The sequence below is a fragment of the Clostridium punense genome (genome assembly GCF_017874425.1).
Taxonomy (GTDB): Bacteria; Bacillota; Clostridia; order Clostridiales; family Clostridiaceae; genus Clostridium_J; species Clostridium_J punense.
Genome location: NZ_JAGGLL010000001.1, coordinates 270620 through 279418, shown reverse-complemented (window position 1 = coordinate 279418; position 8799 = coordinate 270620). Strand labels below are relative to the sequence as shown.

The following is an 8799-nucleotide window of genomic DNA, read 5'->3' as shown; positions in this document are numbered from 1 at the left end:
TACATTAATTTCTATTGAACCGCCGTATACCGAACGGTACGTACGGTGGTGTGAGAGGTCGCTGAATAAAATAATTATTCAGCTCCTACTCGATTCCTAATTATAAGAACACTTAAAAGTTTTAAAGCTATTACTTAATTAGATCTTCCACATATTTAGGAAGACTAAAGCAAGCTTTATGTAATTTTTTAGTGTAGTATTTTGTGCTAATATCTATAGTTTTAGATAAATCAGCATTTTCAGGATCATGCTTTTTAGAACCTACGGTGAAACTCCAGTATCCGCTTGGATAGGTAGGAATGGCTGCCATAAATAACTTAGTCACTGGGAATACAGCCTTAGCATCACTAAATACACTCTTTACTACTTCAGGTAAATAGAAAGGAGTTTCAGTTTGAGCAATGAATATACCTTCTTCAGTTAGACATTCATATATCTCCTTATAAAAGCTTCCTCCGAACAAGCCTTCAGCTGCGCCAAAAGGATCAGTAGAGTCTACAATTATTACATCAAACTCATTTTTATGCTCATGAACATATTTTATTCCATCACCTATGAAAACTTCACATCTTGGGTCTTCTAATGCACAAGAAATTTCAGGTAAGTGTTTTTTACACTCCTCCACTACAACTCCATCAATTTCACAAAGCACAGCCTTTTCTACTGAAGGATGCTTTAAAACCTCTCTTATGGCACCACCATCTCCACCACCAACAACTAAAACCTTCTTAGGGTTTGGGTGAGTAAATAGAGGGATATGAGATATCATCTCATGATAAACATATTCGTCATTGATTGTTGTTTGAACTATTCCATCTAGTACTAACATTCTTCCAAAAGCCTCTGTGTCTAATATAGCTAAATCTTGAAAGTCAGTTTTTCTTCTTACTAAAGTTTCTTTAACCTTATAGGTCATAGCGGCGCTTTCTATTTGTTCTTCTTTTAACCACATTTCCATGTTGAATTCCTCCATGTTATAAAATTCCATTAGGCATCTGAAAATAAATAACAAGTCAAAGATGTGAAGACTATTTTGTGTTCACAAGCAAGCTTGTGCAGACAAGGAAACAGGTTCCGCAGATAGTGGAGCTATCAAAGGGTTCTGTTGACGCAGTATAACACAAAATAGACAAGCAGATTGACTTATTTATTTTTTGAAGATGCCTTAACTAAATACTTGTAAAAAATAAACAATATTATTATAACAATGTACTTAGTACTATGCAATATTTTAATAGTTTTCAAAATTTAATCGTATAACACTTGAAATATGCCTATATATTATGTGAAAAAAGTGATTCTTAACTACAATTTTTAAGGTAATAAAAAAGTTTTTAAAAATTAATATGAAAATATTGTTAAAAAGAAGGAAAAAACTGTAATTTATAGAATAATTAGTGTATAATTAATTATCATAAGTGGAAAGGTTTTGAATATATATAAATATTTTGGAGGGATACACATGTTGCTAAGATTTGAGCCGAAAATGGATAAGCTTGTGGTTTACTTACAGGGGGAGTTAGATCACCACAGTGCTGAAGAAGTTAGAAACAGAGTTGACGATATGATAGACAAAGAAGGGTATACAAAACTAATATTAGACTTTACCGGGGTAAATTTTATGGACAGTTCAGGTATAGGTGCAGTGATTGGGAGGTATAAAAAAGTTGCTATGAGAAATGGTAAAGTTTGTATTACTAATCCAAGAGCTTCAGTGAAAAGAGTATTTGAGCTATCAGGCATGTTTAAGATAATTTCAGTTTTTGATGATGTTGAACAAGCAATAAGCAACATTTAATGGAGGGATTGTAATGAAGCAAAATAGAATGAAAGTGGAATTTAAAAGTATTTCTGAAAATGAGAGTTTTGCTAGGGTGGTAGTGTCTGCTTTTGCTGCTCAGTTAGATCCCACTATAGATGAGATAAGTGATATAAAAACTGCAATTTCAGAAGCTGTAACTAATGCCATAATTCATGGTTATGGAAGTGAAAATGAAGATAAAAATGTTATAGTAGAAGCTACAATAGATGGTAATGAGTTAACTGTTAGTGTAACTGATGAAGGTGAGGGAATTGATAACGTAGAGCTTGCAATGCAACCTTTATACACATCAAGACCAGATTTGGAAAGATCAGGTATGGGATTTACTGTTATGGAAACATTTATGGATTCCTTAGAAGTTAAATCAGAAAAAGGCAGGGGAACAACTATTACAATGAAAAAGATCTTTAACTCAGTAAGATAGGTGACAAGTATGAGTGATAAGGGGCATAAAAACAACAATTACAACTACGATGACAACATGCAGTTAATCAAGCTTGCTAAAGCTGGAGATAAGGTAGCATTAGATTATCTTATTGAAATGAACCTACCCTTAGTATCTTCTATTAGTAAAAAGTTTTTAAATAGAGGGTATGAATATGATGATATATTTCAAATAGGCTGTATTGGACTTGTAAAGGCTGTAAATAATTTTGATGATAGCTTTAATGTGAAATTCTCTACATATGCTGTTCCAATGATAATAGGAGAGATAAAGAGATTTTTAAGAGACGATGGGATCATTAAGGTTAGCAGGAGTGTAAAAAATACAGCAAGAAAACTTCACTATGACAAAGATGCTTTAACTAAAAAATTGGGGAGAGAGCCAACCATTGAGGAGCTATCACAGTTTTCAGGAATAGATAAGGAAGAAATTATCACTGCTTTAGAATCTTCTAGCAGTATGCAATATCTTTACGATACTATTCATCAAGATGATGGAGCTCCAGTGCTATTAATTGATAAGTTAAGTGAAGATTACGAGGAAGATAATGAAGTCATAGATAAACTAGCACTAAAGGAAGCATTAACTAAACTAGACATGAAATCAAGGCAAATAATTCTCCTAAGGTACTTTAAGGATAAGACCCAAATTCAAGTGGCAAAAATGATGGGCATAAGTCAAGTTCAAGTATCGAGAATTGAAAAAAAGGTTCTAAAAATAATGAAGGAAAAACTGAGTGGATAAGATACCATTGCAGAGGATACCAAAGAGTAATCTGCAATGGTATCTTCTTTTTGAGTAAAAATAACATTTCTGCAGATAATATACTTGTATTAGACTTTTTAAAATATACTTATGCTACAAGAGTTATAAGGAGCTGAAAGAATATGAAAGTTAAAGAAAAAAACATAAAACAAAAGTTCCAGCAGCTTTATAAAGAGTCTAAGCCTAGACCTAATTTATACAAAAATAGTTTTAGGGCCTTTTGGACTGGAGGTCTAATTTGTATAGTAGGAGAAATAATATATGACTTCTTAATCTATTTTGGAGTAGCTAAAACAGAAGCCTCAGCTTTCGAGTCAATAGCGATGATTTTTATTGGTGCTTTACTTACAGGTGTAGGAGTCTATGATAAGATTGGAGATTATGCTGGAGCAGGTTCAGTAGTACCAATAACAGGCTTTGCTAATTCTATAGTTTCACCAGCTATAGAATTTAAAAAAGAGGGTTTTGTATTTGGTGTAGGAGCAAAAATGTTTACGGTTGCAGGTCCAGTTCTAGTTTATGGAATTACTTCATCTTTTATATTAGGACTACTATATTATTTTTTTAGGTGGTGATATTTGTGGGAAAGAGAATAGGGTTTCAAACAGTAGAACTAAGTAGTAAACCTAAAATTCTTCAGTCCTATACAATTGTGGGTCCGAAAGAAGGTGAAGGACCCTTAAGAGAATACTTCCATGAAATTCTTAGTGATGATATGTGTGATTGTAAAAGCTTTGAATTAGCTGAAAGTAAAATTCATTATAAAGCAGTAACTAGCTGCATAAAAAGTGCAGGAAAAAAGGAAGCTGACATCAACTATATTTTTGCTGGGGACTTACTAAATCAAATAATGGCGTCAACCTTTATGGCAAGAGATTTAGAAATTCCTTTTATTGGACTATATGGAGCTTGCTCCACTTTCACTGAAGCAATGACCATGGCAGCAATGGCTATAGAAGCAGAGTTTGCATCCTATACTATTGCATCAACCTCTTCTCACTTTTCCTCTGCAGAAAGACAATTTAGACTACCATTAGAGATGGGGAGCCAAAGGGCACCATCTTCTCAGTGGACTGTGACAGGAGCGGCAGCATTGCTCATTGGGAGAGAAGGAAATTACCCTTATATAACCCATGTTACAACAGGAAAAGTCAAGGATTATGGGGTAAAAGATCCCAATGAAATGGGGGCAGCTATGGCACCAGCTGCTGTGGATACCTTAAAGCAACATTTTCAAGATACCAATAGAACTGAGAAAGATTATGATTTAATTGTCAGTGGAGATTTAGGGAAAGTAGGAAAGGCTATTACCATAGAGCTTTTAAAGGAATATGGATATAATATAGAAAGTAATTATATAGATTGTGGAGATGAAATTTTTCATGGTGAAAGTCAAGGTACTAATTGTGGAGGAAGTGGAGCAGCCTGCTCAGCTGCGGTCATGTCTAGCATGATATATAAAGGTCTGTTAAGTAAAAAGTACAAAAGAGTACTTTTAATTTCTACAGGGGCACTTTTAAGTTCAACCTCATCTCTTCAAGGACAAAGTATTCCAGGAATAGCTCACGCTGTTGCTGTGGAGTGCGGAGGTGATTAATTTGGGTGAGTATATAAGAGTATTTCTTGTGGGAGGAATAATTTGCGTTATAGCACAGATATTAATGGATACTACAAAGCTTACACCAGCAAGAATACTAGTTATTTTTGTTACTGCTGGAGTTATACTTCAGGGCTTTGGAATATATGAAAAAATAGTAGAGGTGGGAAGATCGGGGGCAACAGTACCACTTCCTGGGTTTGGATACTCTCTTGCAAAAGGAGTAATGAAGGAAGTTGATGAAAATGGAATTATTGGTGTTTTTATAGGTGGCGTAAAGGGAACAGCAGGGGGAATTACCGCTGCCATTGTCTTTGGATATATTATGTCCCTTTGTTTTAATTCAAAGACAAAATAGAGTTATGAAAAAGGCAGGTTACTATACTTAATATTTATTATGAAATGAGTCAAATAATGAACCAATTTAGGTTTAAACTAAAAAATGCAATTATTTTTTTAGTTTATGAAAATTGAAGTAATGATAAAGGAGTAAAGTAAGCAAAGTAGAATATAAGAAGCTAAAAACCCCGATATTTTTTCAATATCGGGGTTTAAAAACATAAGTTATTAACAATAAATTATTAAGGATTTGGTTTTACTGGTGGGGTTGTTGGATCTCCAGGCTTAGTCGGCTTAGTAGGGTCAGTTGGATCTCCAGGCTTAGTAGGGTCAGTGCCACCAGGAGTGGTTCCTGTACCTCCTGGAGTAGTTCCAGGTGTAGTAGTGCCAGGAGTAACTGGGTTTTGTGGTGTTACTGGAGGTTTTTCTTCAGGCTTAGCAGGATCTTTTTCTGTAGGAGCCAAGTAAGCATCGTCCTCAAGCTTCACATTATATTTATGTTCCCTCTTAATAAACACTCTTTTTTCGACCTTATCCTTTGGTGTAAACTCAGTAGCTAGATAGTACTTGCCATCTGCTCCTTTTGTTACGTCTAACTCAACATGTACATCATCAAGAGTAGTAGGTTGAGTTCCTTCTATAAATATTTCAGAGTAAGCTCTGTTTCCCCTTGGGTCACGTTTAGTAAGTTCTGTTGGAATTTTTCCTGAATCCTTAGAAACATAAGCATTAACAATTCCATCAGGTTTTTGTATATCTTTTATTTCTAAACCTTCATGAATAGGTTTCATAATTTTACCCCAAAGAGTAGCTGAATTATTACTTCCTCTAATTCCAGGCTCAAGTTCAGCATTATTATCGTAACCAACCCATACAGCAGCAGAATAATAAGGAGTAAGTCCCGCAAAAGAAATATCTACATAGTCTGAAGAGGTTCCAGTTTTACCTCTAACAGGCATATCACTAAATCTAGCGCCAGGGCCAGTTCCTGCAATTGGCTCTTTTAATAGATCATACATTATATAGGCTGCCTGAGGTGAAATTACTTGAGTAGACTCATATTTAGGTTCTAAAAGAACTTTTCCACTTTTATCTGTAACCTTAGTATACATTCTAGCCTTAGACATCATTCCTTGATTTCCAAAGGTGCCATAAGCTTGTGCAAGGGCAAGAGGATTAGTTCCTTTCAGCTCTCCACCATCAAGCTGACCTAAGGCAAGGGCTGAGATACTAGTTTTATCTACATTATCTAGGTGTATACCAAATTTCTCACCATATTTTACTGCAGTTTGGAGTCCGATTTCATCATCAATTTTTACTGAGATAGTATTTTTTGAATACTTTACAGCATCTCTTAAAGTTATAAATCCAGCATATTTATTAGGTAGGTTAGTAGGGTTATAAGGCTCTGCACCAGGTGCAGCATATTTAGTACCAATACTTTTAGAAATTGGTGCATCTTCAAATACTGAACCTGCCGTTATTTTTTTAGAATCAATGGCAGGAGCATAAACTGTTAATGGTTTAATACTTGAACCAGGTGCTCTTAAAAAGTTATCAGAAGCCGCTCTGTTATAAGATAGAGCAGGTTGATCTCCACGACCACCAACAATGGCCTTAACTTCTCCCTTTAAATAATCTACTACCACTGCAGAAGCTTGCAAGTTTTTATAGCCAGGGAAGGATTCATTTATAACATTTTGAGTGGAGTCTTGAATCTTTTTATCCATAGTAGTGTATATTTGCAATCCACCAGAATTAAGATGTTCATAGGCTTCAGCTTCAGTATATCCATAAATTTTGATTAAATCCTTTTTAACTTGGTCAACTACTGGGCGAGAAAACCATTCATAATTCATCTTATCTATTGCAACTGTAGAAAAAGTAAATAATAAGTCCTCATGCATAGCTTCATCATACTCATTTTGAGTAATGGCACCAGTTTCTAGCATTTTTCCTAAAACTGAGTTTGTTCTAGGTGAGTCAAAAGGCTGGTTCTTTTCAAATGCAGCACGAGCCATACTAAAGGATAGGGATGGATTTTGAGCTGCACCAGCTAAAAAAGCTGCTTGTTTTAGTGATAAGTCTGTAACAGATTTATTAAAATACATATTGGAAGCTGCTTCAACTCCGTGGGAATCTCCCCCTAGGAATATGGTATTCATATAAGCTTCTAAAATTTGATCTTTACTTAACTTTTTTTCGATTTCAGTTGCTAAATACATTTCTTGAATTTTTCTTTTTATAGAAAGTCTATCATCTAAGGACTCTTGCAAGAAGAATTTGTATTTAACAAGCTGCTGTGTGATAGTAGAGGCTCCAGCATAATCACCCCTTGATAATCCAGCAATAATTTTTAAATTTTGAAGCTGAGAGCCGACTAATCTCTTATAGTCTATGCCGTGATGTAGCTTAAATCTTTCATCCTCAATACTAATAAAGGCATCCTTTAAGTTCTCAGGTGCTTTATCTAGTGTAATAACAATTCTTCTTTGCTCAGAAATATATTCATCCATCTTTTGTCCGCTATTATCATAAAGTATAGAAGTCTCTCTAACCTTTAGGAAATTATTTACTTCAAGCTTTGGAGCAGTTTTTATAACTGCTAGAAAAATCCCGCTGCCAATAGCAACTGTACTTAGAATAATTAATAAAAGAAGTATATATAGAATTTTAAAGAATTTTCTTTTCTTTTTCTTTACGGGTTTTTTCTTTTTTACTTCTGTTTGCTTATTTTCCCCCATAAGGTATCCTCCTTAAGATTTCATTTTTTACTAGTATTTCTAGTATTATACCATAATTTTAAAAATTTCAAAACAAAGTTATTCTTAGTGGACATGAACATATATATAAGTATATACAAAAATATACATTTATATAATCATTTCCACTATATTACATTTTAAAGGGGTTCAGCTATGAAAGCTATAACAAAATTTAAAGTACTGATTATAATATTTTTTTTAATGTCGCTATGCTTTACTGCTATATATGCGCTAGATGCTGTTATTATGCCAACTGTTATGGTAACCTGTGATGCAGAAATGAAAGCTAAGGCATCAGAAATAATTAATAAGGCTATTTTTAATGAGTATTCAAACAACTTTAACTATGGAGAAATAATTACTGTAGAAAAGGACGGGGAAGGCAATATCTCAATGCTAAAAACAGACACACTAAAAATGAACAAAATTGCTACAAATGTAGCCTTAAGTGCACAAGAAGAGATAAAGAAAGTTGGGGAAATTGGGATTAGGCTTCCCTTGGGATATCTAACAAAAAATAATATTCTTGCCTACTACGGACCAAAGGTAACTGTAAGAATGCAGCCTATAGGTCATATAGAAACCAAGTATATTTCTAAGTTTGAAACAGCAGGCATAAATCAAACTAGACATAAGATATATGTGGAAGCAAAAACTAAAATTAAGGTTATACTTCCTATGGCTAGCAGTGATGTGGAAATAGTTAATCAAGTCCCCATTGCTGAAACTATAATAGTAGGAAAAGTTCCTCAAACCTCCTTGCAAATGGATTTGAAAAACAATCAGATGGGTGAAGAACTTATAGGACAGTAAACTTATACTATAGGGAACCAAAGCTAAGACTTAGTTTATACATAGAAGCTACCTTGGGTCCCTTAAGGCTTTTATTAAAATTAAAAAGTTAAAGGCTTTACTTAGGAAGCCTATATAAAGTAAATTAAGTTGATTAAAAGAAATTACTTATTTGGAACTAAATAGAAGTTTTTCTAGTAGATTTATAGGGACAAACTATAAAATTTATGGTAAGATTAATTTGACCAATAAGTCAAATTGCAATTATTTATTA

At 33.9% G+C, this 8799-nt stretch carries 9 protein-coding genes; 7 read left to right on the top strand and 2 right to left on the bottom strand.

The features are described 5' to 3' along the window. Positions 1–130: 130 nt before the first annotated feature. Positions 131–958 (bottom strand): polyamine aminopropyltransferase, encoded by an 828-nt coding sequence (gene speE, locus J2Z44_RS01265; protein ID WP_021284656.1) that lies wholly within the window; start codon positions 956–958, stop codon positions 131–133. Positions 959–1462: 504 nt separating this feature from the next. Here speE and spoIIAA point away from each other — a divergent pair. The 6 genes from spoIIAA (at position 1463) to spoVAE (ending at position 4987) form a co-directional block, all read left to right on the top strand. Next, positions 1463–1798 (top strand): anti-sigma F factor antagonist, encoded by a 336-nt coding sequence (gene spoIIAA / locus J2Z44_RS01260; RefSeq protein ID WP_021284655.1) that lies wholly within the window; start codon positions 1463–1465, stop codon positions 1796–1798. A gap of 13 nt (positions 1799–1811) precedes the next feature. After that, the gene (gene spoIIAB / locus J2Z44_RS01255) at positions 1812–2246 is read left to right on the top strand and encodes an anti-sigma F factor (RefSeq protein ID WP_021284654.1); all 435 of its coding nucleotides are present in this window, start codon (positions 1812–1814) and stop codon (positions 2244–2246) included. A gap of 9 nt (positions 2247–2255) precedes the next feature. Beyond that, complete coding sequence (gene sigF, locus J2Z44_RS01250) at positions 2256–3011, top strand: RNA polymerase sporulation sigma factor SigF (protein ID WP_021284653.1); 756 nt, start codon at positions 2256–2258, stop codon at positions 3009–3011. A 143-nt stretch (positions 3012–3154) separates the two neighbouring features. After that, the gene (spoVAC, locus tag J2Z44_RS01245) at positions 3155–3607 is read left to right on the top strand and encodes a stage V sporulation protein AC (RefSeq protein ID WP_021284652.1); all 453 of its coding nucleotides are present in this window, start codon (positions 3155–3157) and stop codon (positions 3605–3607) included. Positions 3608–3612: 5 nt separating this feature from the next. Then, a complete protein-coding gene (gene spoVAD, locus J2Z44_RS01240) occupies positions 3613–4629 on the top strand; it encodes a stage V sporulation protein AD (protein WP_021284651.1) in 1017 nt (338 codons plus the stop codon). A gap of 1 nt (position 4630) precedes the next feature. Then, positions 4631–4987 (top strand): stage V sporulation protein AE, encoded by a 357-nt coding sequence (gene spoVAE / locus J2Z44_RS01235; protein WP_031271783.1) that lies wholly within the window; start codon positions 4631–4633, stop codon positions 4985–4987. Between the two features lie 223 nt (positions 4988–5210). Here spoVAE and J2Z44_RS01230 read toward each other — a convergent pair whose 3' ends face one another. Then, positions 5211–7712 carry a transglycosylase domain-containing protein gene (locus tag J2Z44_RS01230; RefSeq protein WP_021284649.1) on the bottom strand — a complete coding sequence of 834 codons (2502 nt, stop codon included), beginning with the start codon at positions 7710–7712 and terminating at the stop codon, positions 5211–5213. A gap of 174 nt (positions 7713–7886) precedes the next feature. Here J2Z44_RS01230 and yunB point away from each other — a divergent pair, with 174 nt between their 5' ends. Continuing rightward, entirely contained in the window at positions 7887–8546 is a 660-nt protein-coding gene (yunB, locus tag J2Z44_RS01225; protein ID WP_021284648.1) for a sporulation protein YunB, read from the top strand. Positions 8547–8799 lie beyond the last annotated feature (253 nt).

What these genes read in the sequence shown, in the direction of transcription:
- speE (WP_021284656.1), bottom strand. Translation starts at nt 958, where the DNA reads ATGGAAATGTGGTTAAAAGAAGAACAAATAGAAAGCGCCGCTATGACC.
- spoIIAA (WP_021284655.1), top strand. Translation starts at nt 1,463, where the DNA reads ATGTTGCTAAGATTTGAGCCGAAAATGGATAAGCTTGTGGTTTACTTA.
- spoIIAB (WP_021284654.1), top strand. Translation starts at nt 1,812, where the DNA reads ATGAAGCAAAATAGAATGAAAGTGGAATTTAAAAGTATTTCTGAAAAT.
- sigF (WP_021284653.1), top strand. Translation starts at nt 2,256, where the DNA reads ATGAGTGATAAGGGGCATAAAAACAACAATTACAACTACGATGACAAC.
- spoVAC (WP_021284652.1), top strand. Translation starts at nt 3,155, where the DNA reads ATGAAAGTTAAAGAAAAAAACATAAAACAAAAGTTCCAGCAGCTTTAT.
- J2Z44_RS01230 (WP_021284649.1), bottom strand. Translation starts at nt 7,712, where the DNA reads ATGGGGGAAAATAAGCAAACAGAAGTAAAAAAGAAAAAACCCGTAAAG.
- yunB (WP_021284648.1), top strand. Translation starts at nt 7,887, where the DNA reads ATGAAAGCTATAACAAAATTTAAAGTACTGATTATAATATTTTTTTTA.